30 protein-coding genes are annotated in these 25386 nt (G+C 71.4%); 17 read left to right on the forward strand and 13 right to left on the reverse strand.

What is annotated here, in order from left to right; all coding sequences use genetic code 11:
- Positions 1-110: 110 nt before the first annotated feature.
- Positions 111-1520 (reverse strand): FAD-binding oxidoreductase, encoded by a 1410-nt coding sequence (locus tag ACQBJO_RS08555; RefSeq protein WP_421008278.1) that lies wholly within the window; start codon positions 1518-1520, stop codon positions 111-113.
- A 177-nt stretch (positions 1521-1697) separates the two neighbouring features.
- On the opposite strand from ACQBJO_RS08555, the gene ACQBJO_RS08560 reads away from it, so the two are divergent.
- The 6 genes from ACQBJO_RS08560 (at position 1698) to ACQBJO_RS08585 (ending at position 4309) form a co-directional block, all read left to right on the forward strand.
- On the forward strand, positions 1698-2030 hold the full coding sequence (locus ACQBJO_RS08560) for a single-stranded DNA-binding protein (RefSeq protein ID WP_255186292.1): 333 nt from the start codon (positions 1698-1700) through the stop codon (positions 2028-2030).
- A gap of 20 nt (positions 2031-2050) precedes the next feature.
- A complete protein-coding gene (locus ACQBJO_RS08565; RefSeq protein ID WP_255186293.1) occupies positions 2051-2185 on the forward strand; it encodes a hypothetical protein in 135 nt (44 codons plus the stop codon).
- A 19-nt stretch (positions 2186-2204) separates the two neighbouring features.
- Positions 2205-3122 (forward strand): dihydrodipicolinate synthase family protein, encoded by a 918-nt coding sequence (locus ACQBJO_RS08570; protein WP_421008279.1) that lies wholly within the window; start codon positions 2205-2207, stop codon positions 3120-3122.
- Complete coding sequence (locus tag ACQBJO_RS08575; protein ID WP_421008280.1) at positions 3119-3643, forward strand: putative immunity protein; 525 nt, start codon at positions 3119-3121, stop codon at positions 3641-3643. The genes ACQBJO_RS08570 and ACQBJO_RS08575 overlap by 4 nt, the downstream gene beginning before the upstream one ends.
- Positions 3644-3725: 82 nt before the next feature.
- Positions 3726-3962, forward strand: a complete 237-nt coding sequence (locus ACQBJO_RS08580; RefSeq protein WP_255186296.1) for a hypothetical protein — start codon at positions 3726-3728, stop codon at positions 3960-3962.
- A gap of 8 nt (positions 3963-3970) precedes the next feature.
- Positions 3971-4309 carry a hypothetical protein gene (locus ACQBJO_RS08585; RefSeq protein WP_421008281.1) on the forward strand — a complete coding sequence of 113 codons (339 nt, stop codon included), beginning with the start codon at positions 3971-3973 and terminating at the stop codon, positions 4307-4309.
- 166 nt (positions 4310-4475) lie between these two features.
- Here ACQBJO_RS08585 and ACQBJO_RS08590 read toward each other — a convergent pair whose 3' ends face one another.
- The 5 genes from ACQBJO_RS08590 to ACQBJO_RS08610 form a co-directional block, all read right to left on the reverse strand.
- The gene (locus ACQBJO_RS08590) at positions 4476-4943 is read right to left on the reverse strand and encodes a phage tail protein (RefSeq protein ID WP_421008282.1); all 468 of its coding nucleotides are present in this window, start codon (positions 4941-4943) and stop codon (positions 4476-4478) included.
- Positions 4944-5042: 99 nt separating this feature from the next.
- Positions 5043-6116 carry an FUSC family protein gene (locus ACQBJO_RS08595; RefSeq protein ID WP_421008283.1) on the reverse strand — a complete coding sequence of 358 codons (1074 nt, stop codon included), beginning with the start codon at positions 6114-6116 and terminating at the stop codon, positions 5043-5045.
- A gap of 27 nt (positions 6117-6143) precedes the next feature.
- Entirely contained in the window at positions 6144-6530 is a 387-nt protein-coding gene (locus ACQBJO_RS08600) for a VOC family protein (protein WP_255183405.1), read from the reverse strand.
- Positions 6531-6539: 9 nt separating this feature from the next.
- Complete coding sequence (locus ACQBJO_RS08605; RefSeq protein WP_421008284.1) at positions 6540-7271, reverse strand: VOC family protein; 732 nt, start codon at positions 7269-7271, stop codon at positions 6540-6542.
- A 49-nt stretch (positions 7272-7320) separates the two neighbouring features.
- Positions 7321-7782, reverse strand: a complete 462-nt coding sequence (locus ACQBJO_RS08610) for an Lrp/AsnC family transcriptional regulator (protein ID WP_255183407.1) — start codon at positions 7780-7782, stop codon at positions 7321-7323.
- Between the two features lie 112 nt (positions 7783-7894).
- On the opposite strand from ACQBJO_RS08610, the gene ACQBJO_RS08615 reads away from it, so the two are divergent.
- From ACQBJO_RS08615 to ACQBJO_RS08645, 7 genes are all read left to right on the forward strand, one after another.
- Positions 7895-8662 (forward strand): hypothetical protein, encoded by a 768-nt coding sequence (locus ACQBJO_RS08615; protein WP_421008285.1) that lies wholly within the window; start codon positions 7895-7897, stop codon positions 8660-8662.
- Entirely contained in the window at positions 8659-9561 is a 903-nt protein-coding gene (locus ACQBJO_RS08620; protein WP_421008286.1) for a ketopantoate reductase family protein, read from the forward strand. Before ACQBJO_RS08615 ends, ACQBJO_RS08620 begins: the two co-directional genes overlap by 4 nt.
- 80 nt (positions 9562-9641) lie before the next feature.
- Positions 9642-10598 carry a dimethylsulfone monooxygenase SfnG gene (gene sfnG / locus ACQBJO_RS08625; protein WP_421008287.1) on the forward strand — a complete coding sequence of 319 codons (957 nt, stop codon included), beginning with the start codon at positions 9642-9644 and terminating at the stop codon, positions 10596-10598.
- A 42-nt stretch (positions 10599-10640) separates the two neighbouring features.
- The gene (locus ACQBJO_RS08630; RefSeq protein WP_421008288.1) at positions 10641-10775 is read left to right on the forward strand and encodes a hypothetical protein; all 135 of its coding nucleotides are present in this window, start codon (positions 10641-10643) and stop codon (positions 10773-10775) included.
- Positions 10776-10787: 12 nt separating this feature from the next.
- Positions 10788-11234 (forward strand): alternative ribosome rescue aminoacyl-tRNA hydrolase ArfB, encoded by a 447-nt coding sequence (gene arfB, locus ACQBJO_RS08635; RefSeq protein ID WP_421008289.1) that lies wholly within the window; start codon positions 10788-10790, stop codon positions 11232-11234.
- Between the two features lie 108 nt (positions 11235-11342).
- Entirely contained in the window at positions 11343-12719 is a 1377-nt protein-coding gene (locus ACQBJO_RS08640) for an APC family permease (protein ID WP_421008290.1), read from the forward strand.
- A 1-nt stretch (position 12720) separates the two neighbouring features.
- On the forward strand, positions 12721-13197 hold the full coding sequence (locus tag ACQBJO_RS08645) for a universal stress protein (RefSeq protein ID WP_255183413.1): 477 nt from the start codon (positions 12721-12723) through the stop codon (positions 13195-13197).
- Between the two features lie 38 nt (positions 13198-13235).
- On the opposite strand, the gene ACQBJO_RS08650 is transcribed toward ACQBJO_RS08645, so the two are convergent.
- Positions 13236-13820, reverse strand: a complete 585-nt coding sequence (locus tag ACQBJO_RS08650) for a hypothetical protein (protein ID WP_255183414.1) — start codon at positions 13818-13820, stop codon at positions 13236-13238.
- A gap of 126 nt (positions 13821-13946) precedes the next feature.
- On the opposite strand from ACQBJO_RS08650, the gene ACQBJO_RS08655 reads away from it, so the two are divergent.
- Together ACQBJO_RS08655 and ACQBJO_RS08660 are read left to right on the forward strand one after the other, a co-directional pair.
- On the forward strand, positions 13947-14726 hold the full coding sequence (locus ACQBJO_RS08655) for an NYN domain-containing protein (RefSeq protein ID WP_421008292.1): 780 nt from the start codon (positions 13947-13949) through the stop codon (positions 14724-14726).
- Positions 14727-14823: 97 nt separating this feature from the next.
- Positions 14824-16140, forward strand: a complete 1317-nt coding sequence (locus tag ACQBJO_RS08660; protein ID WP_421008293.1) for a D-alanyl-D-alanine carboxypeptidase family protein — start codon at positions 14824-14826, stop codon at positions 16138-16140.
- Between the two features lie 26 nt (positions 16141-16166).
- Here ACQBJO_RS08660 and ACQBJO_RS08665 read toward each other — a convergent pair whose 3' ends face one another.
- A complete protein-coding gene (locus ACQBJO_RS08665; protein WP_421008294.1) occupies positions 16167-17525 on the reverse strand; it encodes an MFS transporter in 1359 nt (452 codons plus the stop codon).
- A gap of 254 nt (positions 17526-17779) precedes the next feature.
- Between ACQBJO_RS08665 and ACQBJO_RS08670 the strand changes: the two genes are divergently transcribed.
- A complete protein-coding gene (locus tag ACQBJO_RS08670) occupies positions 17780-18136 on the forward strand; it encodes an RNA polymerase-binding protein RbpA (RefSeq protein WP_084452036.1) in 357 nt (118 codons plus the stop codon).
- Between the two features lie 125 nt (positions 18137-18261).
- On the opposite strand, the gene ACQBJO_RS08675 is transcribed toward ACQBJO_RS08670, so the two are convergent.
- Genes ACQBJO_RS08675 through ACQBJO_RS08690 form a run of 4 tightly spaced genes read right to left on the reverse strand, consistent with a single transcriptional unit; the run spans position 18262 to position 21566 of the window.
- Positions 18262-18732: an FxsA family protein gene (locus tag ACQBJO_RS08675; protein ID WP_430407094.1), complete on the reverse strand. Its 471-nt coding sequence runs from the start codon at positions 18730-18732 to the stop codon at positions 18262-18264.
- A gap of 53 nt (positions 18733-18785) precedes the next feature.
- A complete protein-coding gene (locus tag ACQBJO_RS08680) occupies positions 18786-19574 on the reverse strand; it encodes a polyprenol monophosphomannose synthase (protein WP_421008296.1) in 789 nt (262 codons plus the stop codon).
- On the reverse strand, positions 19567-21153 hold the full coding sequence (lnt, locus tag ACQBJO_RS08685; RefSeq protein ID WP_421008297.1) for an apolipoprotein N-acyltransferase: 1587 nt from the start codon (positions 21151-21153) through the stop codon (positions 19567-19569). The genes ACQBJO_RS08680 and lnt overlap by 8 nt, the downstream gene beginning before the upstream one ends.
- Complete coding sequence (locus ACQBJO_RS08690; protein ID WP_255183421.1) at positions 21144-21566, reverse strand: Lrp/AsnC family transcriptional regulator; 423 nt, start codon at positions 21564-21566, stop codon at positions 21144-21146. The genes lnt and ACQBJO_RS08690 overlap by 10 nt, the downstream gene beginning before the upstream one ends.
- Positions 21567-21601: 35 nt before the next feature.
- On the opposite strand from ACQBJO_RS08690, the gene ACQBJO_RS08695 reads away from it, so the two are divergent.
- Positions 21602-22537, forward strand: a complete 936-nt coding sequence (locus ACQBJO_RS08695) for a 5'-3' exonuclease (protein ID WP_421008298.1) — start codon at positions 21602-21604, stop codon at positions 22535-22537.
- Between the two features lie 29 nt (positions 22538-22566).
- Here the strand turns inward: ACQBJO_RS08695 and ACQBJO_RS08700 are convergent, their stop codons facing one another.
- Positions 22567-25368 carry a DEAD/DEAH box helicase gene (locus ACQBJO_RS08700; protein ID WP_421008299.1) on the reverse strand — a complete coding sequence of 934 codons (2802 nt, stop codon included), beginning with the start codon at positions 25366-25368 and terminating at the stop codon, positions 22567-22569.
- Between the last annotated feature and the right edge of the window lie 18 nt (positions 25369-25386).

Below are 25386 nucleotides of genomic sequence, written 5' to 3' on the forward strand. Positions count from 1 at the left end.
CCTCCACGACCGGGAGCCGGGGCTCCGTAGTGACGATCGTGGGGTGTCGGGATACTCCCCTTCGCTGGTCGGAGTCTACGGAGACGGCCCCCGACGGAGAAATCGTGCGCTCAGAGAATGACGGCGTCGGGGTCGTAGGTGCGGCGGACCCGGGCGTGCCGCGTGGCATTGGTCGAGAGGTACTCGCGCTGCGGTCGCCCGGCCTCGAGGTAGCCCAGGTAGCCGCCGGAGCTGCGCGTGCCCATGAGGTCGTGGGCGTGCGCGAGCCACGAGCGGGCACGTGAGTACTGCGTCGACCCGGCGTCCGAGGGCATGCCGACGTACCACTGGACGCTCGCGGTGTGGCCACGCCAGGGGAAGGGGGTGTCCGTCGACCCGAGCGTGCGCACCGCCCCGTCGAGCGGGTCGAGGATCGTGGCGGCGGCCAGGCCGCGGGAGGCGGCCGAGCGCATCGCCTCGACGACGGCCTCGGCGGTGCCGCTCGTCATGACCCGCACGATGTCGGAGCCGGCGACGAAGCGCGTGCGCGGTGTCGTCGTGCCACCGCCGAGGTAGGCCACCGCGGCGAGGTGGGTGCGCGACGTCGTCGACGTGCGCAGGGGAGTGACGCCGATGGCGGAGCGCGCGGAGGCCGCCCGGGAGTCCTGGCGGCCGGCGGGGCAGACGCCGAAGACCCGGACGGACAGCGAGGACCCCGAGACGTCGACGTGCGCGTTGGCCCACGTGTCGCTGGGCTGCTCGGCCACCCATGCGGCCCAGCGGCGCACGACCGTCGCGGCCGCCGAGGCCGGGTAGCTGAGGGTGAAGAAGCCCATCGACGTGGCCGGGATGGTCCGGTAGGTGAAGGAGGTGACGATGGCGGCGCCCGATCCGCCGCCCCGCAGCGCCCAGTAGAGGTCGGCGTCGTGCGCCGCGTCGACGGTGCGGATGCGTCCGCGCCCGTCGACCACGGTCGCGCGCACGAGCCGGTCGGCCGTCAGGCCGTAGCGACGGCTGTCGACGCCCAGCCCGCCGGCGAGGGTGAGACCGGCGGTGCCGACGGTCGGGCAGGTGCCGGTCGGGATCGAGCGTCCGTGGGCGGCGAGGGCCTCGTGCACGGCGTAGAGGCCGGCTCCGGCGCCGACGGTCGTCTGCGTGCGGCCGGGCGTGAGCGAGACGGTGCGCAGGCTGCGGGTGTCGACGACGAGTGCACCGGTCGTGGCCGAGGCGCCGACGTAGGAGTGGCCACCGGAGCGCCCGGTCACCTGCAGCCCGTGCGCCCGGGCGAACTCGACGCAGGTCGCGACGTCCCGGGTCGACAGCACGCGGGCGATCGCCGCCGGTCGGCGGAAGTCCCACCGCGGGTCGAAGAGCGTCCGACGGCTGGAGTAGAGGCTGCTGCCGGGTCTGGCGATGCTGCCGCGGATCGCGGCGTCGAGGTCGGCCCAGTCCGTGGGGCTCGGCCCGGCTGACGCTGCCTGGGGTGCGACGAAGGGCAGCGCGGCCCCGGCACCGAGGACGGTTCGACGTGAGATGTCCATGATTCCCCCGACGCGCCCGGCCCTGTCGTGGTTGCCGTCGTCACCCATCCGTGACCTGACGTCGTCCACATCCTCCTCCGGTCGACGGGCTGCGTCCACAGCCTCGGGCGGGCCCGTCCGCGGACTCTCCGGTTCGGTGAGGCTGGACGCACCACATGCCGACGAAGGGGGAGTGCCATGGCCACGACGAGCACGGGCGAGGCGGTCGAGGAGGTCAACGAGGTCGTGCTGACCGGTCGGCTGAGCGGCGGGACGCAGGTCCGCGAGCTGCCCAGCGGCGACGAGCTCGTGACGCTGCGGGTCGTGGTCACCCGGGGAGCGGGCCACGTGGTCGATGCCATCGACTGCGCCTGCTGGACGGCGGTCACCCGCCGCGCCGCGCAGCGCCTGTCCGAGGGGGACCGGGTCCGGGTCGAAGGGAGCCTGCGTCGCCGCTTCTTCCGCACCCCGGCCGGTGCCGCGAGTCGTTACGAGGTCGAGGTCCGGCGGCTCGTCCGGGATCGCCGATGAGCGATGTGTACCGTGGACGGATGGGGTCCACCAACTTCGAGATCGCCCACGACGAGGTGCCGGTCATGACGCGCGACGAGATGCTCGCCATGGAGGGCAGCGGCTGGACGGGCGACCTCGAGGCACTGAGGTCCGACCTCGTGGAGTCGGTGTGACGCACGTTGGCACCTCGCTGTGACGACCACCGACCTCCGCGGGTTGAGCGCCTTCCCGCTGACGCCGATCGTCGACGACGCGGTCGACGAGGCAGCCTTCGCGCGCATCGTCGAGCAGCTCGACGGCTCGGCGGTCGACAGCATCACGGCCCTCGGGTCGACCGGCAGCTATGCCTACCTCGACCGGGACGAACGCCGCCGGGTCGTCGAGCTCGCGGTGGCCACCGCCGGTGACGTCCCCGTCCTCGCAGGCATCGGTCACGTGCGCACGCGCGAGGTGCTGCGCCACGCCGACGACGCGCAGGCGGCAGGAGCGAGCGGCCTGCTGCTCGCACCCGTCACCTACCAGGCGCTGACCGACGACGAGGTCTTCCAGCTCTTCGCCGACGTCGACGCGGCGGTCTCGGTGCCCGTCGTCGTCTACGACAACCCCGGCACCACGCACGTGGCCTTCAGCGACGAGCTGCACGCGCGGATCAGCCGGCTCCCACACGTCGCGGCGATCAAGATCCCGCCGGTCGCCGGGGGAGTGGACGTGGTGAGAGCCCGGGTCGACTCCCTTCGCTCGGCCATCGCGCCCGAGGTGAAGATCGGCATCAGCGGAGACGCCGTGGCTGCCGATGCCCTGCTCGCCGGGTGCGATGGCTGGTACAGCGTGCTCGCCGGCACGCTGCCGGGGCCGTGCCGCGCGATCGTCGACGCGGCCGCCGCCGGCGACAGTGCGATGGCGCAGCGGCTGTCCGGCCGGCTCGACCCACTGTGGCAGCTCTTCGGCGCCCACGGCAGCTACCGAGTCGTCGCCGCGCTCGCCGAGGAGCTCGGCCTCGTGCAGCACCCCACGCTGCCCCGCCCCGTCCTGCCCCTGGACGAAGGGGGGCGCGCCGACGTGCGGGCGGCGCTCACCTCCCTTCGTGACGCGGGTGTGGTCGAGCGGTGATCCTGCCGCCAGTGCGTGACCCCCGGATGATCACGGTCCGGCGTGGCGGGACGCTCACCGACGCCGACCACCGGCTCCTCGCGCTGTGGGCCGCCGAGTGCGCGGAGCACGTCCTGCCACTCTTCGAGGCGGCGGTGCCCGACGACCGTCGGCCGCGCGAGGCGATCGCTGCGACCCGGACGTGGGCCGATGGCGAGATGCCGATGATGACGGCACGCGCCCTGGGCGGGCATGCGATGGGTGCGGCTCGCGAGCTGCGCGGACCCGCACGGTTCGCCGCCTACGCCGCCGGCCAGGCGGCCTGTGTCGGCCACGTCGCCGAGCACGACCTCGGGGCGGCCGCCTACGCGATCAAGGCGACCGTGGCGGCGGCACCCGACGACGGGGGCGAGCAGGCCCGCCGGGTGGAGGCTGCGTGGCAGCGCGAGCGTCTCCCTCACGCGGTCCGCGAGCTGGTCCTCGAAGACATGGCAGGGCGCAACGACATCTGCTGGTCGGTCTTCGACGTGGACGGTCACTGACGACGCGACACCCGTGCGTGGCGCTAGGCGTGACGTGCAGGAGGGCCAGCGGTACCTTGGTGGACGAAGGGATGTGATCCAGATGACATTCGAGATCCACGACCTGGGCTCCGACGTCGAGACTCGTCTCAGCGAGGTGGCCCGCAGCCACGGACGCACGATGGAGGCCGAGGCCGCCGGCATCCTCACCGCCATCACCCAGGGTCGAGCGCACGACCCCGAGGCCGTCATGAACCTCTACACGGCCGCGCGGCGCAAGGTGTCCAAGGAGGCGCTGGCGCCGCCGACGCAGGTCGACTTCACGCCTGACGGCTACTGATCCGGCCGGTGCGCTCCGTCGACGACCTCGTCGCCGAAGCGGCCGCCGCCGACGTCACGGGCTGGGGATTCGCTTGGCTCGACGGGCGGACGACCGAGGAGCGCCCACCATCGAGTTATGTCAGATTGATCGAGGCTGCGCTGGCTGATGCCGGCGCCGCACTGGACATCGACACCGGCGGGGGAGAGGTGGTCGACGAGGCCGCTGACCTCCCTTCGCGCACCGTCCTCACCGAGGCCTGGCCACCCAACGCGGTCCGGGCACGTGCTCGTCTGGGGCCGGGTGGTGCCGAGTCGTCGGCGCCCGGTCCGACGCCTTGCCCTTCGAGGATCGACCCTTCGACCTGATGACCTCGCGGCACCCTGCGTCTGGTGGGTCCCGGACTTCACGGTCGAGCGCCACGAGGCCACGTTGCACTGGACCCGGCACCTCGTCCGTGCCCACCCCGGGACGCTTCTGACATAACGTCTGGCTTGTCCTCGCGGTCACGCTCCAAGGGGGGAGGCTCGCCGGTCAGACCGGGTAGTCGCCCTTGATGACGAAGTAGCTGCCGCGGATCGTCCCGGCGAGCTTCGACTTCTGGCGCGCGAACTTGAAGGCGGACAGCTCCTCGGGGACCTCCATTCCGTCGGACAGCTTGAAGCCGACGGCGCGCTTGCCGCCGTCCTCGAGGGTCCACAGCACGTTGATCGCGAGGCCGGACTCGTAGAAGACGTGCGTCCAGTGGATGCCGTCCACCTCGACGACGGTGGCCTGCAGCGGCCGAGCGGCGATGACGATGCCGCGCTCGTCCTCGAGGATGCGCGAGACCCGGTCGATGACCTCGGGCACGTCGGCCGCATCGTCGACGGCGAAGGTGTGGTCGTACTTGTTCTTGAAGTAGCGCGCCTCGTTGGCACGCAGCCCGGCGAGGGCGTCGGCGACCGGCGAGCTCTCGAGGCCCTCGGTGGACACGTGCGTGAAGTCGACGACTTGGCTCATGAGGCTCCTTGCGTGGTGTGCCGGTGAAGGAAATCTACGCCTGAGAACCGCTCACGACACCGGAGACGACATAACGCCGATAATCCACATTATGTCAGTTCAGTCATGACTGGACGTCGAACCCTGCCCCCCACGCCCGTCGGCACCCAGCTCGTGCCGGATGCGCCGCAGGTCCTCCATGAGCGAGCCGACGAGCACCCATCGCATGCCCTGCGGTGCGCTCGTGTCGAGCGGCTCGGTCAGCGCGGGCGCCGTGTCCTCGAGCGCGTCCGCCGACGTGGTTGGCACGGCCAGCCGCAGCTTCATCCGGGTGTCGTGCGCGGCGCGCTCCAGCTCCTCGGAGATGCCGGCGACCAGCGGCTCCTGCCGGACGCCCTCGTCGTAGTGGTCGACGTAGGCCCGGGTCATCCCCCGCACCTGCGTGCCGACCTTGGCGAGCATGTCGAGCGTGTCGCGCAGCGCCGCGAGCTCACCGCGGTAGCGCGCTGCGCGCGGGTTGAGCAGCAGCGAGTCCTCGGCCGCGTCGATGGCCTCCGTCGCCTCGTCACGAAGGGGGTGCAGCCGCCGGGCGTCATGGAGCAGCAGCAGGCGGCCGGGTCGGGTCTTGCGGGAGACGAGCGCATCGGCCAGGCGTTCGAGGGCTTCTGCCGTCTCCTCCCCCAGCAGGTCGAGCGCCGTACGAGCCGGCGCCAGCGCGACCGGCGGGACGAGCATCAGGTGCACGACGATGCCGATGACGGCACCGATCATCGTCTCGACGATGCGGATCGTGGCGTAGTCCGGCGTCGACGCGCCGAGGGTGAGGACGAGCAGTGCGCTGATCGCGATCTGGATGCCCGACCCGGTCGTCAGCCGCAGCGCCCACGACAGCACGAGTGCCGCGCTCACGGCCAGCATCACGACCCATGACGCCGTGCCGAGCACGACACCCATGCCGGTCGCCAGCAGGACCCCGGCCACCACGCCGACGCTGCGCTCGACCCCCTTCGTCAGGGACTGGTTGAGACTCGGCTGGACGACGAGCATCGCGGCGATCGCCCCGAAGACCGGCGGCGGACCGTCCGGGATCACGAGGTCGCAGACGATCCACGCGACGATCGTCGCCAGGGCGGTCTTGGCGACGTGCAGGAGTGGGTCGCGTGCGGAGGCGCGCACGGCCGCGGTCAGGCGCATGGCCTCACCGTAGGCCGTCGGCGCTCGTCATCCGCGCTTGGCCACGAGCTCGACGAGCGTGCCGTCGGGGTCCAGAACCACGGCATTGCGGTTGTCGTTGCCCGTGTCGTGGGGCTCCGTGTGACCGACGACCCCGTGGGACTCGAGATCGCGGTAGGTCGCGTCCACGTCATCCACCCAGAAGACGAGGCTCATCGCGGGGCTGCCGACCTGCGGATCGAGGCCATGGACGCGGCGCGCGGCCTCGGCGCTGCTGATCGCCACGACGAAGCCCCCTGCGGAGAGCTCCGCGTGCTCGGGCACGCCGTCGGTGGGCGTCCGGAAGGTCTCCGTGAGCCCCAGCCGCCCGCCGTAGAACTCCAGCGCCCGGAGCACGTCGTGGGTGAAGACGTTGACGAGGCCCGAGGTGATCACGAGCCCACGCTATCCCCCGGCATCGCCCTCGCTCCCCTGCGCGACGACGGAGAACTCGTTGTCGTCCGGGTCGGCCAGGAGCACCTCGCCCGGCTCGAGCTCGAGGTCGAGCCGCCGAGCCCCCAGCCCGACGAGTCTCTCGACCTCGTGGTCGAGCGTCGAGTCACCCGTCACGACGAGATCGAGTCGGAGCTTGTCGAGCCCCTCCTTGGCCGCGACGGGCGGGCCACCCCAGGCGATCTTCGTGCCACCTGCCGGGGACTGGATGGCGGTCTCCTCCCCCTCGTCCCAGACGAGCGGCCACGCCAGGGCCTCGCTCCAGAAGAGGCCGACCGCGCGGGTGCCGTCGCACGACAGCGCCCCGATGCGCGCGGTGTCGGCGAGGAAGCCGTTGCCCGCCTCGATGACGCAGAACTCGTTGCCCTCGGGGTCGGCGAGCACGACGTGCCCCTCCTCCGGCAGCTGTCCGACGTCGATGTGCGAGGCACCGAGGTCGAGAGCCAGCGCGACGGTCGAGTCCTGCTCTGCCGCCGTGGCGCTCGTCAGGTCGAAGTGAGCTCGGCCAAGCCCTTGTCGCACGTCGTCACGTCGGCAGAAGCGGATCGCGACGTCGCTCGGGCCCGCCGGGAGCAGCTCGGTGCCGGACTCCCCCACGTCTCTGCCGAGGACCCGCGCCCAGAAGGCGGCCAGCGCGGCCGGGTCACGCACGTCGAAGGACAAGGACCTCAGCTCGCAGCTCATCCACCGACGCTAGGGCGGGCGGTCGGGTGCCGCAACGGACTTTCGACCCCTAGTCGAGCCCGGCGAGTCCCCCGGGGTCGATCTCGAGGTCGTGCAGCACCATGCGCGACCGGATGGCGACGACGCCGTGGTCGGCGCGCAACAGGTCGACGATCGACTCGAACTCCTCCGCGTCCCGGCAGGCCAGGCGCAGCTCGTAGTCGTAGTCGCCGGTCAGGCGCGACCCGGCGACGATCTGCGGGATGGCCGCGAGGCTGGCGGCAAACTCCCTGCGGACCGTGGACTCGCGCAGCCGCACCTCGCTGACCATCGTCAGCGGCCGACCCAGGGCAGCCGCATCGAGCTCGGCGCGGTAGCCACGGATGACGCCGGACGCGCGCAGGTGGCGCACCCGCTCCGCGACCGAGCTCGCCGACAGGCGGACCTCGCGGGAGAGTTCCTGATAGGTCGCGCGGCCGTCGCGCACGAGATGGCCGAGGATCTGGCGGTCGAGGCGATCGAGTGGACTCACCGTGACATCATCGCCCATTCCAGGCCCTAGCCGCGATCATCACGGCCAGACCCGCGCACCGGGGCCACAACCCGCGCCATCCAGGGTCGCCGTCCGACGAGGGTGGTGCCACGTGGAAACCATCGCGCTCCGTCTGCTCCTCCCGCCCCTCGTCATCGCTGTCGCGAGCCTCGCGCAAGGCCGTCTCGGTGATCGCCTCGGGGGCCTCGTCGTCGGGCTCCCCCTCACCTCCGGCACCTTCCTGGGCCTGCTCCACCTGTCACATGGCCCCGAGGCACTCGCCCACGGCGCCCTGGGCATGCTCGGTGGCCAGATCGCGGTCGTCGCCATGTGTGTCACCTATGCGACCGCAGCCCCACGCCACTCCTCCGCCGTCGCCCTCGCCATGACCCTCGTCGCCTGGGTCATCGGCATCGCCCTCGTGCGGACGTTCGCGCAGGGAGTCCTCGTGACCGCCGCACTCCACGTGCTCGTGGCCCTGGCAGTGATGGCCTGGTGGCCCCGTGCCGAGCCGGTCACGATGGCCGGGCCCGGGCGGAGCGCACGGCACGACCTCGTCGTCCGCGTCGCGATCGGCTCCGCTCTCGTCATCGCGCTGACCGCGACCGTCGAGACCCTGGGCTCGGGCCTCGCCGGCACGCTGGCGGCCGCCCCGCTCGTGGCGCTCGTGCTCTCCCCGTCGACCCATCGGTACCGCGGAGCCCGTGCCGTGCAGGACCTCCTGGGCGGAGTGGTCCGGGGCTCGCTCGGGGCCGCCGCCTTCGGTCTCGTCGTGGCCTGCACCGCGCCGCACCTCGGTGGGCTCGCGCTCGTCGCAGCCACGACGGCATGCCTCGCCGTGGTCGGGCTCGTCGGGCGCCTCGATAGCCTGCGGCCATGAGCCAGGCCATCGAGTCCGTCGCCGTCGTCGGGGCAGGTGCCATGGGCGCCATGTACGCCGCGCACTTCGTCGAAGGGGGTCTGCGCACCTCCCTGGTCGCCTCGGGTGAGCGGGCCGGACGCCTGCGCACCGACGGCCTGACCGTCAACGGCGCCCCGCTGCAGGCGTCCGTCCTCGATCCCGGCAGTGACGCTCCGCAGCCGGTCGACCTCGTGGTCGTGGCGGTCAAGCACCACGACCTGGCGGCTGCGATGGACGACGTCACCCCCTTCGTCGGGCCGCAGACCACACTCGTCTCCGTGCTCAACGGCTTGGACAGCGAGGAGGTCCTCGCCGGGCGGTTCGGCGCGGAGAGCGTGCTGCTGTGCATCGCCCTCGGCATGGCGGCAGGCCGCGAAGGGCGTGAGGTCACCTACCTCTCCCCCGGCCAGCTGACCCTCGGCACGGCGCCCGGCCTGGCGTCGACCGATCGTGTCCACGCCGTCACCGACGCGCTCGACCGTGCCAGCCTGCGGTGGGAGACACCGGCGGACATGCGCCACGAGATGTGGTGGAAGTTCATGGTCAACACCTGCATCAACCAGGCCTCTGCCGTGCTGCGCCGGCCCTACGCGGACTTCACGGTCGAGGGTCCGGCCCGCTCGCTCATGCTCGCCCTGCGTGACGAGGTCATCGCCGTCTCCGGGCCCGAGGGAGTGCCGCTCGGCGAGGCCGACTGCGAGCGGTGGGACCAGGTCCTCGCCGGCCTGCCCGGCGAGGGGCGCACGTCGATGCTCCAGGACGTGCTCGCCGGCCGCCCCACCGAGGTGGCCCTCTTCGCCGATCGCGTGGTCGAGCTCGGCAGGCGGCACGGGGTGCCCACGCCGCACAACCAGACGATCTCCTGGATCCTCGCCTGACCACGAACCGAGACACCTTTGGGTGATCGAACTCCTTCTTATTTGGTAGGACTAATCCGCAGTCGACCGAAGGAGCCATCGTGACCAGCCCCGACGCCGTGAGCTTCGCCTACTGGGTCCCCAACGTGTCCGGCGGCCTCATCGTCTCCGACATCGAGCAGCGCACCGACCACTCCCCCGCCTACAACATCGACACGGCGCGCACGGCCGAGCAGGTCGGCTACGACTACGCCCTGACGCAGGTGCGCTACCTCGCCTCCTACGGCGCCGACGCCCAGCAGGAGTCGGTGGCCTTCTCCCTCGCCCTCCTCGGGGCCACCGAGCGGCTCAAGGTCATCGCCGCCGTCCACCCCGGTCAGTGGCCGCCGCACATCCTCGCGAAGCTGGCCGCGACGGCTCAGTCCACCTCCGGCAACCGCCTGGCGCTCAACATCGTCTCCGGGTGGTTCAAGAAGGAGTACACCGACCTCGGCCTGGCCTGGCTCGACCACGAGGAGCGCTACCGCCGCGCCGAGGAGTTCATCGAGGTCCTGCGCGGCCTGTGGGACGAGGAGGAGTTCACCTACCGCGGCGACTTCTACCGCACCCGCGACGTCACCTTCCGCCCGGCGCCCGACACCAACCCGGAGATCTTCCAGGGCGGCAACTCCACGTCGGCGCAGGCCATGGCCGGGCGTCTGTCCGACTGGTACTTCATGAACGGCAAGACGCTCGAGGGTGCCGCCGAGCAGGTGCAGGCCGTCCGCGAGCAGGCGGCCCTCCACGGCCGCCGGGTCCGCTTCGGCATCAACGGTTTCGCCGTCGTGCGCGACAGCGAGGCCGAGGCCGTCGCGGTCGTCGACGAGAACATCGCCAAGGCGAACACCGACAAGGTCAACGACTTCGGCGAGGCGGTCAAGCAGGCAGGATCTTCCACCGCGGACAAGAAGGGGATGTGGGGCGACAGCGAGTTCAAGGACCTCGTGCAGTACAACGACGGCTTCCGCACCGGGCTCATCGGGACGCCCGAGCAGGTGGCCCAGCGGATCGTCGAGTAGAAGAAGGTCGGGATCGACCTCGTCCTCACGGGATTTCTCCACGTGCGCGAGGAGGTCGAGCGCTTCGGCCGTGAGGTCATCCCGCTCGTGCGTGAGCTCGAGCGGGACCTGCCGGAGCAGCAGCACAGCCAGCGCCTCGTGGCGGCCGGTGGCGGGGTGGCGCGCACTGTCGGGTGAGACCCTGACGTCATGAACGAGCTGCGCGTGCCCTCGGGGCCCGGGATCCCCGGCGGGCTCGTCGTGCCCGCCGGCGAGCTCACCGAGCAGTTCAGCCGGGCCAGCGGACCCGGCGGCCAGGGGGTCAACACGACCGACTCCCGCGTGCAGCTCTCCCTCGACCTCGCCACGACGACCTCGCTCACCGACCATCAGCGGGAGCAGGCGCTGGCCCGCCTGGCGCCCCGTCTCGTGGGTACGACCCTCACCGTCGATGCATCGGAGCACCGCGCACAGCGCCGCAACCGCACCGCCGCACGTGAGCGGATGGCCGCCCGGCTGCGCGAGGCACTGGCGCCCCCTCCCCCTTCGCGTCGGGCCACGAAACCCACCCGCGGGTCGCAGCGCCGCAGGCTCGCCGCGAAGTCCCGACGGGGCGAGATCAAGCGGGCCCGCTCACGCCCGTCCGGCGACGACTGACGACACGCTGCGTCCACCCTCCGTTTGACACGGCGCCTCGTGCGTTGTGGTGTGGATCACGGGACGCACGCGCCGCACCGGCGGCGCACCCGGGCCGGAAGGACGCCGATGTCCGTCGACACAGCCAACCCCGAAGGGTCGTCCGAGCTCAACGCCGACTCCGAACTGAAGCAAGGTGTCAGCGGCCGCCTCCTCTACTTCTACGTGCTCGGTGACGTCCTCGGGTCCGGCATCTACGTCCTCATCGGCCTCGTCGCCGGAGCGGTCGGCGGCGCCTTCTGGGCCGCCTTCGCCGTCGGTGTCACGGTCGCGACGATCACCGGGCTCGCCTATGCAGAGCTGGTGACGAAGTACCCGCAGGCGGCGGGGGCCGCCCTCTACGTCAACAAGGCCTTCAAGAACAAGACCCTGACCTTCTTCATCACCTTCTGCATGCTGTCGGCGAGCTATGCGGCGGCGGGCTCCCTCGCGACCGGTTTCGCCCAGTACTTCGGCGAGGTGTGGGAGGCGGCACCGGCGCTCGTCGTCGCCCTGGCCTTCATCGTCGCCCTGGCGATCATCAACTTCATCGGGATCACCGAGTCGGTCGTGGCCAACATGCTCATGACCTTCGTCGAGGTCACCGGCCTGGTCATCGTGCTCGTCATCGGCGTGGTCGCGGCCGTCCAGGGCAAGGTCGAGCTCGGCCGGATCGCCGAGTTCTCGACCGACAGCAACCCCGCCCTCGGCCTGCTCGCGGGCGTCGCGCTGGCCTTCTTCGCCATGACCGGCTTCGAGAATGCCGCCAACCTCGCCGAGGAGACGCGCAACCCGCGCCGCGACTTCCCGCGGGCGCTCATCGGTGGCATGGCGACGGCCGGCGTCCTCTACGTCCTCATCGCGGTCACCGCGGCCGTCACGGTCCCCATCCAGCAGCTGGCTGAGTCGGATGCCGCGCTGCTCGAGGTCGTCAAGACCGGGATCCTGCCGATCTCGGTCGCCGTGCTGACGATCATCTTCGCGATCATCGCCATGGTGGCCATCACCAACACCTGCCTGGTCTGCCTCGTCACCGAGTCGCGGATCCTCTACGGCATGGCACGCGAGGACGTCGTGCCCGCCCCCTTCGCCAAGGTCAGCAGCCGTCAGGTGCCATGGCTGGCGATCCTCTTCTCCGTCCTCGTCATCGCCGCGCTGCTCGTCTCCGGCGCCGACCTGGCCCAGCTGGCCAATGTCACGGTGGTCTTCACCCTGCTGATCTACGCGCTCGTCATCGTCTCCGCCGTCAAGCTCGACCGCCACGACCGCACCGACGAGACCTTCAGAGCGCCCCGGGCACTCCTCGCGATCGGTGTCGTGGCCAACTTCCTCATCCTCGGCTACGTCATCTACGACGACCCCGGGTCGCTCCTCTACTGCGCCGCGCTGCTGGGCGTCGGCGTCGTCCTCTTCATCGCCGAGCGGCTGCTCGGCGGCGGCACCCCGACCACCGATCTGGAGAGCTGACATGCACGTGCTCATCGCCACCGACGGCTCCCGCCAGTCCCTGCGGGCCGCCCGGCACCTCAAGTCCTTCGCGGACCCCACCAAGGTCGAGAGCATCCTCGTCCTGGCCGTCACCCGGCCCCTGGCGAGTGTGTCCTTCGTCGACGAGATCTCGGCCGACGCCAGGGCCCCCAGGCAGCTCACCGGGAGCTCCTTCAAGGCCGAGGCGGAGGCTGCGGTCGCGGTCATCGCCGCGGAGTTCGACGACTGGTCCGAGACGACCACGGTGCGCACCCGGGTGCGCAGCGGCACCCCGTCGACCGAGATCATCCGGGCGGCCAAGGTGTCGGGCATCGAGCTGATCGTCGTCGCGAGCGGCAGCCGGGGTCTGACGGACAAGGTCCTCATCGGCAGCACCGCCCAGCGGGTGCAGAGCACTGCACCGTGCCCGGTGCTCGTCGTGCGCCCGATCCCCCGGCCTCGACGCAAGAAGTCGTGACGTCGCCGCCGGCACACGGGCCGGCGGCGACGTCGACCTCACGCGCCGAAGGTCGTGACGAGCACCGAGGCGCTGGTCGGGGCCTTGCCACCCAGCAGGCCCGTGACGCGCCCGGAGCCGTTGCGCACGTTCATGTCCGGGCCGAAGGAGTGCTCGCCGCCCGGGTTGGTGTAGAAGAACTTCAGGGTGCTGCTCAGCGAGCGAGAGGTCCCCGAGCGGGACGTGAGACGGCCGGTGAAGGACCCGGAGCGGCCGGTGCTCGAGACCCAGGCGGTCGTCGCGTCGGTGTTGCGCATCGGCGTCGTCGCGACGAGCGTGCAGGCGGCCGGCACCGGGCCGGCCGGAGGCACGACGGCACCACCCGTGCAGGAGAAGGACTCGACGTTGACGAAGTTCTGCTGGTTCTTGCCGAAGGTGCTCGTGTTACCGCGCTTCATCAGCACGGAGACCCGGTGGGTGTCGCCGGGGAAGCCGGCGAAGGTGGTGTCGTAGACGCCCACGTAGGTAATGGTCGACAGCTGCGGCGGGGTGCTCGTGGTGGCCGCGGAGACGGCCCCACCGGCGGCGACCGCGGCGGCGGCGACGGCGGACGAGATGGCGATGGTGCGGCGGGACAGGTGCATTCGTGAACTCCTGACAGAGGTGTGGGTGTGGCGGATCCCGGCCCCCGTTGACACTCCCCTGGGCCCGTCGTCCGGGGGAAGTATGTCCCCCTTCGCGTGCGAGCGCCAGAGGGTAGCGTCGCCGACATGGACGACCCTCGCTCGACGACCCGCATCGCCGTTCTCATCGACTGCGACAACGTCTCCGCCAAGCACATCTCCGCCGTGCTCGAGGAGCTCGCGAAGTACGGCACCCCGACCGTCAAGCGGGCCTACGGAGACTGGACGACGACCCAGCTCGGCGGCTGGAAGCCGGAGCTGCACCGCAATGCCATCCAGCCGGTCCAGCAGTTCGCCTACACCGTCGGCAAGAACTCCACCGACAGCGCGCTGATCATCGATGCGATGGACCTGCTCTGGCAGGGCAACGTCGAGGCCTTCGCGCTCGTCTCCTCCGACTCCGACTTCACGCGGCTGGCGACCCGGCTGCGCGAGTCGGGCAAGCGGGTCTACGGGCTGGGTCTGCGCAAGACCCCGGAGTCGCTGCGGCGTGCGGTCGACCAGTTCGTCTTCCTCGAGCTGCTCCAGGAGCAGGCCCGCGACGACGAGCCGCCCCAGGACGAAGGGGGTGCCCCCTCCCCTGCCGAGGCCGAGCCGGAGACGACGATCAACCTCCAGTCCGCACTCACCAAGGCGATCAACGCGACCTCCGACGACGACGGCTGGAGCACGCTGGGCACCGTGGGGCAGCACCTGAGCCGGGCGCACGCCGACTTCGACCCGCGCACCTTCGGCCACCAGAAGCTGTCGACCCTCGTCGACGAGCAGCCCTACCTCGAGACCCGGACGGCGGGCCCTCAGCTGCAGGTGCGGCTGCGCCGGCGCAAGGCCGCGGCGAAGGTGAAGGCGAGCTCGAAGACCGCCTGAGGACGCCCCCTTCGCCCTGCGCTGCGTCCACGGGGACGTGTACGTCGACGACCGACGGCCCTATGATTGCTCGGTCTGTCCCTTCCCAGGAGAACCCATGCGAGCTCGTCCCCGCCACGGCGGTGCGACCAGCGCGGTCGTCGCGCTGTGTCTGACCACCGGTCTGGCCGCGTCGTCGGCGTCGGCGGAGCCCGTCGACCCCACCCCCACGACGAGCGCCCCCTCCAGCCCGAGCACCGCCTGGTCCGTCGACGAGGAGGGCCTGCCCGTCGGCGACGGCAACGACACCCCGCTCTCCTCGAGCGACCTCGAGGAGCAGATCGCCGAGGCGGACCGGCTGACGGCCGACCTGGTCAAGGACAACAAGGACATCGCGGCGGCCGTGAAGTCGCTGAAGTCGTACTCGACGAAGGCCAACAAGCTCCTGCAGAAGAAGGCGGAGGCACGCGACGAGTACGACTCCGCGAAGGCCGAGGCCGACACCGCTCAGCGCGAGCTCGACAAGTACCGCAACCGGCTGGCGAAGGGACGCGCCGACCTGCGCAGCTGGGCCTTCGACACCTACACCCAGGCCGGCGGGTACAGCGACACGATGACGATGATCGGGACGCTCACCGACAGCTCGAAGACCAAGGGCGAGTCCGCGGGCGACCTGAGCTACCTGACCGACGAGCGGATCCGCACCGTCGACCTCGTCCGCAAGGACACGGTGACCAAGTCGTCGCTGACGAAGAAGAAGAACTCGGCCCTCAAGAAGGCCGCCAGCGCCAAGCGTCGTGCCGACCGGGCCAAGCAGCGTGCGGACGAGGTGCTCAAGGAGCGCAAGGACGAGCTCGCCGAGCTGCGCCGCAAGCACGCCGCGGAGCTCAAGGAGGCCGGCCCGGTCGTCAACGCGCTGATCAGCCGCCCCGACGGGCGGGCGCAGGGGGCGAGCGACCGGCTCACCTCGGCCCTGAAGAAGCTCGGCCAGGACGTCAGCCAGTTCGAGGGGCTCAAGCCCTGCTCGACCAATGTCGGCACCTATCCCAACGGCCAGGTGCCGCCGAGCGCGCTCTGCCCGCTCATCGGGGCGCCGGGCGAGTCCCTGCGACCCGCTGCCGCGGCGGCCTTCAACACGATGAGCAAGGCCTACCAGCGCGACACCGGGCACCTGCTCTGCGTCACCGACTCCTATCGCTCCTACGCCGACCAGGTCGTCACCAAGCAGCAGCGCGGCGGCTGGGCTGCGGCGCCCGGCACGAGCAACCACGGCTTGGGCAAGGCCCTCGACCTGTGCGGTGGCGTCAACAGCTTCGGCCACCCCGCCCATGCGTGGATGCAGCAGAATGCGCCGCTCTACGGGTGGTTCCACCCGTCCTGGGCCGCGGCCGGCGGTGCGCTGCCCGAGCCGTGGCACTGGGAGTACGCCGGCTGATCCGCCCGGCGGGTCCGTCCCGCCGATCAGCCCGCCTGGGGCCCGACCTGCTCCTGCGGGGTCTTGACCGGGATGAGCACTGCGAGCCCGGCGACGAGGACGAGCGCGATGCCGAGGATGCCCCAGTACTGGGTGTTGGACTCCCCCGTGATCCGTGCGCCGATCCAGATGAAGAGCGCGAAGGCGGCCGGCGAGAGGAACGACACGACGCGTCCGGTCGTCGCGTAGAGGCCGAAGATCTCACCCGCCTGCCCCTCGGGGATGACCCGGGCGAGGAAGCTGCGGGAGGCGGCCTGGGCCGGTCCGACGAAGGCGGTCATCGCCAGCCCCAGGGTCCAGAAGACCATCGGGCCACCGTCGTGCAGGACGAAGACGCCGGCGCCCAGCAGCACGAGCGCGACGAGCGAGATGAGGATGACCCGCTTGGGCCCGAGCACGTCGTCGAGCAGGCCGAAGAGCATCGTGCTGATGCCGGCGATGATGTTGGCCGCGGCGCCGAAGATGATGACCTCGCCGGCCGACATCTCGAAGGTGCCCGCGGCGAGGACGGCGCCGAAGGCGAAGACGCCGGCGAGCCCGTCGCGGAAGAGCGCCGAGGCCCCGAGGAAGTAGACCGTGTGCCGGGAGTGACCCCACAGGCGACGAAGGGAGGCCCCGACGAGCTTGTAGGAGTCGACGACCCCGACGCGAGGAGCCTTCTCCCGCGGGCGGTCCCGCAGCACGAGGAAGGTTGGGATGGTGAAGAGCAGGGTCCACAGGCCGCAGACGACCATCGACACCCGGATGTCCATGCCGTCGTCGCCGGTGACGCCGAAGAGGCCCACCTCGGGCTGGATGAAGACGAAGTAGAGCAGGAGCAGCACGAGGATGCCGCCGAGGTAGCCCATCCCCCAGCCGAAGCCGGAGACCCGGCCGACATTGTGCGGGGAGGCGACCTGCTCGATGGACGCGTTGTAGTTGACGCTCGCGACCTCGGAGACGATCGAGCCGATGCCCAGCAGGACGAGGCCGAGCACGAGGAATCCCGGCTCCGGCTTGACGAAGAAGAGCGCGGCCGACAGGGCCGCCAGCAACCAGGTCTGCAGGCGCAGGTTGCGCACTCCCCTGCCGGACCGGTCCGAGTTCTGCCCCAGCACGGGCGCCAGCAGCGCGACGAGCAGACCCGACAGGGCGGTCGAGATCGCCAGCGCGGTCGAGGTGGTGTTGGTGGCGCCAAAGCTCTCGCTCGTCAGGTAGACGGAGAAGACGAAGGTCGTGATGACCGTGTTGAAGGGCTGGGTCCCCCAGTCCCACATGGCCCACCCGATGATCCGGCCCTTGCCGCCCTGGGGCTCGGATCGCAGGGCGGTCGTCGGCTCGCTCGTCGGTGGGATCACGTCGGTCACGTGGTGAGGCTAGCGGGCGGAGCGGGCTCGATGTGCGCGACACGGTGGCACTCCGCTATCCTGTGGGGTCGGCCCAGGTCGTGCCACGAGCACACCGCCAGATCGGGCCCCACTCGGAAGGCCCGCCCACGGGTCACGGCGCCGCAATGATGCGTGCAGCCGGAACAGATGACGCACCACGAGCGTTGTCATGTGACGAGGGGCCCGCGCGGCAGGGGCGCGGACATCGCGAGAGACACCAGGAGACTTGCAACATGGCAGAGCGCACGCTGCGCGGAACGCGCATGGTCAGCTTCAGCATGGAGACGACGGACAACGTCGTCCCCAGTGACCGTCAGATCACGACCTACGTCTGTGACGACGGGCACCGCACGGAGCTGCCCTTCTCCGTCGAGGCCGACATCCCCGGCACCTGGGAGTGCCGCTGCGGCAAGCTCGGCAAGCTCCTCGACGGCCCGGAGCCCGAGCTCAAGCCCGCCAAGCACGTCCGCACCCACTGGGACATGCTGCTCGAGCGTCGCTCCATCCCCGAGCTCGAGGAGCTGCTCGAGGAGCGCCTCGAGCTGCTGCGCGCCTCCCGTGGCGAGAAGCCGCGCAAGCGCAGCGCCTGACCTCGGCGCCCCAGCACGACGAAGGGGGTGGCCCACCGATCACGGGTGGGCCACCCCCTTCGTCATGTCCTTCGGTCCCCGCCCTTCGGTCCCTGAGGAGGCCGTCCGCGGCCGTCTCGAAGAGGTCAGTCGTCGACGATCTCGCCCTCGACGACCTCTCCCCCGTCGTCGCGCCCCTCACGTCGCGGCGAGCGGCGCACCCGGGCCTCGCCGGGCGCGACCGGCAGGCCCGCGGCGAGCAGGCGTCGCGCGACGACGGCCTCGAGGCCGATCCGGGCGATGGGCCGCGTGAAGGGCAGCACGACGACGAGACCGACGACGTCGGAGACGAAGCCGGGCAGGGTGAGCAGCAGTCCCCCGACGAAGACGAGCGCGGCGTCGGCGATCTCGCGCGAGGGCATCTGACCGCTGCGCAGCGCCTCGCGCAGCGCCACCCACGTCCGACGCCCCTCGCGCCGCAGGAACCACACGCCGAGGGCCGACAGAAGCACGAAGGCGAGCAGGGTCCACCAGACGCCGACGAGCTGCACGACACCGACGACGGCGGCGATCTCGACGATCAGCCACAGGACCAGGGCCAGCGGGATCCACGCCACCCGACGGCGACGGCGGGGCGATGGGCCGGGCCCCGAGGGACCCGACCCGAAGATCACAACCGGTGCCACGTGGGCTCCCGGTCGACGAGCCGACGCAGCTGCTGGCGACGGTGTGCCACGCCCCAGCCGGTGATCCGGGCCATCGACTCACGCACGACGTCACCGTCCATCTTCGAGTCGCCGATCTCGCGCTCGACGAAGGTGATCGGCACCTCGACGACCCGCAGCCCGGCGCGCACCGTGCGCACCGTCAGGTCGGTCTGGAAGACGTAGCCAGCGCTCTCCACCTCGTCGAGACCGATGGTCCGCAGGGTCTCGGCGCGGTAGACGCGGTAGCCCGCGGTCGCGTCGTTGACCGGCATGCCGAGGACGAGCTTGATGTACATGTTGCCGGCCATGGAGATCGCCTTGCGGTCGATCGGCCAGTTGACGATCTTGCCGCCGCGCACGTAGCGCGAGCCGATGACGAGGTCGGCGTCGGCCGCGACCTCGAGCATGCGGGGCAGGTGCTCGGGGCGGTGCGATCCGTCGGCGTCCATCTCGACGATCGCGTCGTAGCCCTGCTCGAGCGCCCACCGGAAGCCGTGCAGGTAGGCCGCGCCCAGGCCCTGCTTGCCCTCGCGGTGGATGACCGAGACCTGCGGGTCTGCGGCGGCCATCGCGTCGGCGACGTCACCGGTGCCGTCCGGGGAGTTGTCGTCGAGGACGACGACGTCCGCCGTGGGGACCGCGCGGCGCAACCGGTCGACGATCAGCGGCAGGTTGTCGCGCTCGTTGTAGGTCGGGATGAGGACCGCGACCCGCTCGATCGGCGGTCGCTGGGCATGCTGCGTGTCAGGCACCGGTGGTGGCTTCCTCGGTCTGCTCGGTCGGGCTCTGGTCGCTCCGTGGCTCGTCACCGACACTACCCGTCGGTCGTCGGCGCAGGCGCCAGACCACCGCGAGCAGCAGCACGAGGGCGCTGCCCCACTCGACCCAGGGGCCGAGGCGGTCGGAGACCGTCAGTCCGCTGCGCAGGACGACGTCGTCGACCGGCTGGGCGGCGGTGAAGAGCTGCGTGACCGGCGTCGTGCTGCCGTCGGGGTTGACGAAGCCGGAGACGCCGACCGTCGAGACGTGGGCGACGCTGCGGCCGTGCTCGATCGCCCGGATGCGCGAGATCGCGTACTGCTGCGTCGACTCCGCGGTGTAGCCGAAGGTCGCGTTGTTGGTCTGGACGACGAGGAGGCTGGGGTCCCCCTTCGTCTCCGCGTCCTTGACCGCCGAGCGCATGAGGCCGTCGTAGGCCACCTCGAAGCAGATCGTCGGGACGGCGGAGAAGTCGCCATCGCGGCCGGGCACGGTGAAGGCGGCGTTGCGGTCCCCCTTCGCGAAGCCGACGCGCACGAGGTCGACCTTGCTGCTGAAGAGGCGGTAGAAGTCGCGGTGAGGCACGTACTCGGCGAAGGGGACGGGGTGCTGCTTGACGTAGCGCGCCGGCTCCTCTCCTCCGGGCCGGTAGTAGAGCGAGGCATTGGACACCGCCGGGGAGGGCTCGTCGAGGATCGCCCCGACGATGATCGGCACGTCGACCGCCGTGAGCGCGCGCTGCACCTGTTCCGCGGCGTCGGCCTTGCGCAGGGGATCGATGTCGGAGGAGTTCTCCGGCCAGATGACCAGGTCGAGGTCGTCGTGGCGCTCCGCGAGGGCCTCGGTGCCGGCCACGTGGTTGTCGAGCACCTTGCGCCGCTCGGCGTTGAAGTCCAACCCGGCCCGCGGGACATTGCCTTGCACGAGGCCGACCCGTGCCGTCGCGTCGCCGCTGGTCGGCACCGGCACGACGAAGGCGCCGGCCACGGCGACGACCGCGAACCCCAGGGCCACCCACGGCGGGCGGCGGGTGACGACGACGAGGATCAGCGGGACCGCGACGAGAGCCACGGCGAGCGTGATGAGGGGCGCTCCCCCGATCGCGGCCCATCGGGCGAAGGGGGTGTCCGCCTGGCTGAAGGCGATGCGGGCCCACGGGAAGCCGCCGTAGGGCAGCGTGCCGCGCACCCACTCCTGAAGCACCCACAGCACGGGGACGAGCAGGGCGGCCGGCAGGAGGCGTCCTCGCCGCACCAGCGGGCGCTGCACGGCGGCGAGGACGGCACCCATGCCGGCGACGTAGAGCGACTCGGTGACGGCGAGGGCCATCCAGGGGAAGGTGCCGACGAAGATGCCCGACCAGCTGAGCGTGGGGACGAAGCAGCCCAGCCCCGCGACGAGGCCGAGCAGGGCACCGGCGCGGGGGCTGACATCCCACATGGCGACCCCGACGAGGCCGACGCCGACGATCGCGAGGAGCGCGAGGTCGTGGTCGGGGAAGGACAGCCACAGGCACAGCCCACCGACGAGGGCGAGGAGGAGCCGCAGGGGCAGGCGGGTCGTCACTCCCACGGCGTCGACAGGACGATGGTCGTGCGCGTCGACACGCCGCCCTTGTTACGGACCGTCGCGAGGAGCTCCTCGAGGTCCTGCGGGGTGCCCACGCGCACCCGGAGCATGTAGTTGGCGTCCCCGGCGACGGAGTAGCACGCGTCGATCTGCGGGATGTCGCGCAGCCGGTCGGGGATGTCGTCGGGCTCGCGGGGATCGAGCGGGGTCACCGAGATGAAGGCCGTCAAGGGCGTGCCGACGGCGGCCGGGTCGACCACCGCGGAGTAGCCGGTGATCACTCCCCGCTCCTCGAGCCGCCGCACCCGCTGGTGCACGGCGGAGGTGGACAGGCCGATGGCCTTGCCCAGGTCGGTGTAGCTCGTGCGCCCGTCCTGGCGCAGGAGCTCGATGATGCGTCGATCCGCCGCTTCCATGCATGAACAATAAGCGAGACCCGTAGGGTCGGAGCATGTCCGACTCGGCGCGCTCCCGCCTGCTCCTGCTCGACTCCGCCTCGCTGTACTTCCGCGCCTTCTACGGCGTGCCCGCTCGCGCCGACGCGCCCTCGGGCATCCCGACCAATGCGGTGGCCGGCTTCCTCGACATGATCGCCACCCTCGTCACCCGCTACCGCCCGACCCACGTCGTCGCCTGCTGGGACGACGACTGGCGCCCGCAGTGGCGCGTCGACGCGATCCCGACCTACAAGGCGCACCGGGTCGCCGATGACCCGGGCGAGGGCGAGGAGGTCCCCGACGAACTCTCCCCGCAGGTCCCCGTCATCGCCGAGGCGCTCGCGGCCATCGGGATCGCCCGCATCGGCGCGGCCGGCTACGAGGCCGACGACGTCATCGGCACCCTGGCGATGGCCCACCGCGGTCAGATGCCGGTGGACGTCGTCACGGGTGACCGCGACCTCTTCCAGCTCGTCGACGACGCCTCCGCGACCCGGGTCGTCTACACCGCACGCGGCGGAGTGCGCGACCCCGACCTCGTCACCCAGGCATTCCTCGAGGACAAGTACGGCGTCGCCTCAGGTGACGCCTACGCCGACATGGCGGCGCTTCGCGGCGACACGAGCGACGGGCTGCCGGGGGTCAAGGGCATCGGCGACAAGACCGCTGCGACGCTCATCCGCGACTACGGCTCGCTGGCCGGCGTGCGTGAGGCCGTCGCCTCCGGCGACCCCGGGATCAAGGGAGCCCGCCGGGCCAACCTCGAGGCGGCGAGCGACTACCTCGACGTGGCTCCGCTCGTCGTGCGGGTCGCCCACGACGTGCCGATCCCCGACGTCGACCTGCGCCTGCCCGGCGACATCGCCGACCCGGCCGCGATGAGCCGGCTGGCCGTCGACCACGCGCTCACCTCCCCCTTCGACCGGGTGGCGACCGCCCTGCGCGGCTGAGCGCACCCACCCGGCGAGCGAAGAGGAGGTCAGTCCAGGCGGTCGGCGGCGACGACCCCGCGCATGACCTTGTCGACGGCGGTGCGGGCCACACCACGCAGGTGCGGCTCGGGCGCGGCATCGGCGACCTGGTCGAGGAGGTCGACGACCTGCTTGCATCGGCGCACGAAGTCCCCCGCCGTCAGGTCCGAGCCGGAGAGCACCTCGTCGAGCCGGCGCCCGCTCGCCCACCGGTGCACCGCCCACGCGAGCCCCCCGTCGGGCTCGCCGGTCGCGGGCAGGGCATTGGCCTGCTCGAGGTCCTCGAGCTCGCTCCACCGGCGGAGCATGTCCTGCCACGCGTCCGAGACGTTGTCCGTCGGCATCCGCGGGAAGGGGTCGTCGTCGTGCCGGGGCTCGTGGATCAGCATCGAGACGACGGCGGCCAGCTCGGCCGGGTCGAGCCGCTTCCACGCTCCCCCGCGCAGGCACTCGGCCGCGAGCAGGTCCTTCTCGGTGTAGAGCCGGCGTAGCCGGCTGCCGAGATCAGTGACGGTCTCGCCGTCCTCGCCGAGATAACCCATCTGGCTCAGGACGACGCAGATCCGCTCGAAGGTCTGCGCCACCGAGTTGGTGCGGTGCTCGACCTTGCGCTGCAGGGCCGAGGTCTCGCGCTTGAGCTTCCACCAGCGAGCCGCCCAGCGGGCGTGGTCCTCGCGCTCCGGGCACTGGTGGCACGGGTGCGACTTCAGCTCGCGGCGCAGCTGCTCGAGGCGCTCGTCCTCCCCCTTCGCACTCTGGACCGCGTGGCTCTGCACGCTCGGCGCGTCCTCGTGCGGTGCCTTGGCCCGCAGGGTCGCGGCGAGGTCGGAGCGCTGCTTGACCGACTTGGGGTTGAAGCCGCGGGGCACCGCCAGCCGGCCGAAGGGGGTGACCGGCCCGTCGAGGTCCGCTGCGGTGAGGCGGCGGATCTGCTTGTGCTCGGTGAGCACGGTCGGCGCGGACAGCTCGCCCTTGTAGGAGCGCGGCGGCGCGACGACGATCGCGATGCCCGAGCGACGGCCGCCGATGCGGATGATGTCGCCGACCGACAGGGCCTCGAGGGAGACGGCGATCTCGGCGCGCCGGTTGGCATTGCGCTTGCGCGAGCTCTCCTTCTCGACGTCGGAGATGCGCCGGCGCAGCGCGGCGTACTCGCGGAAGTCGCCCATGTGGCAGTGCATGGCCTCGGCATAGGCGTCGAGGGACTCCTGCTGCTCGCGCACCTTGGACGCCAGCCCGACGACGGCCCGGTCGGCCTGGAACTGCGCGAAGGAGGTCTCGAGCACCTCACGGGCCGTCTGGCGGCCCACCTGGGCGACGAGGTTGACGGCCATGTTGTAGGTCGGCCGGAAGCTGGAGCGAAGGGGGTAGGTCCGGGTCGACGCGAGACCGGCGACCGACATCGGGTCGAGCCCCCGGGACCACACGACGAGGGCGTGACCCTCGACGTCGATGCCCCTGCGCCCCGCACGGCCGGTCAGCTGCGTGTACTCGGCAGGGGTGATCTCGACGTGCGACTCGCCGTTGAACTTCACGAGCTTCTCCAGCACCACGGTGCGCGCCGGCATGTTGATGCCCAGGGCGAGGGTCTCGGTGGCGAAGACGGCTCGGATGCGACCGGCGGTGAAGAGCTCTTCGACGATCTCGCGGAAGAGCGGCAGCATCCCGGCGTGGTGGGCGGCGAAGCCGCGCGAGATGCCCTCGACGAACTGGTGGTAGCCGAGCACGTCGAGGTCCTCGCCCTCCAGGACGGAGGCGCGCTCCTCGACGGTGCGACGGTTGAGCTCGCCCTCGCGCTCGGAGACCAGGCGCAGGTCGTTGGCCAGGAGCTGACCGACCGCGCCCTCGCACCCGGCCCGGCTGAAGATGAAGGTGATAGCGGGCAGCAGGCCGTCGCGGTCGAGCTCGCGGATGACCTCGGTCCGGGAGGCGGCACCGCCGAAGCGGCCACCTCCCCCACCGCGCGGCCCCTGGCCGCCGCGGCCCCGGTCGTCGCGACGGCCGCGTCCGCCGCGACGGTCACGACCACCCCGGTGGCCGCCGCGGCCACGCTGGTCGTCCTCGCCGCCACCTCGCACGCGGGCGCGGATGGCGTCGAGCAGCTCGGGGTTGACCTTCGCCGGGGTGCCCGCGGAGCCGTCGTCGACGAAGAGGTCGTGGACGTCGCGGCCGACCTGCATGTGCTGCCACAGCGGGACCGGGCGCTCCTCGGAGACGATGATCTCGGTGCCGCCGCGCACCTCGGCCAGCCAGGCGCCGAACTCCTCGGCATTGCTCACCGTCGCCGAGAGGGAGACGACCTGCACTGAGCGGGGCAGGTGGATGATGACCTCCTCCCACACGGCCCCGCGGAAGCGGTCGGCGAGGTAGTGCACCTCGTCCATGACGACGAAGGCGAGGGTGTCGAGGGTCGTCGAGCCCGCGTAGATCATGTTGCGCAGGACCTCGGTCGTCATGACGACGACGGGCGCCTCGCCGTTGACCGAGACGTCGCCAGTGAGCAGACCGACCCGGTCGTAGCCGTGGCGGGCGGCGAGCTCGTGGTACTTCTGGTTGCTCAGCGCCTTGATGGGCGTCGTGTAGAAGGCCTTCTGCCCGCGCGCGAGGGCCAGGTGGACGGCGAACTCGCCGACGACCGTCTTGCCCGCGCCGGTCGGGGCGGCGACGAGCACGCCATGTCCCGCCTCGACGGCCTCGCAGGCGTCCTGCTGGAAGGTGTCGAGCTCGAAGCCCAGACCCTCGACGAAGGGGGTGAGCTCCCCCGCGCTGCGACGGCGGGCGGCGGCATAGCGTTCGGCGGGAGAGGACATGCCCCCACGCTATGCCAG

This window comes from Janibacter zhangyanbonis, from assembly GCF_050507325.1.
Classification (GTDB): Bacteria; Actinomycetota; Actinomycetes; order Actinomycetales; family Dermatophilaceae; genus Janibacter.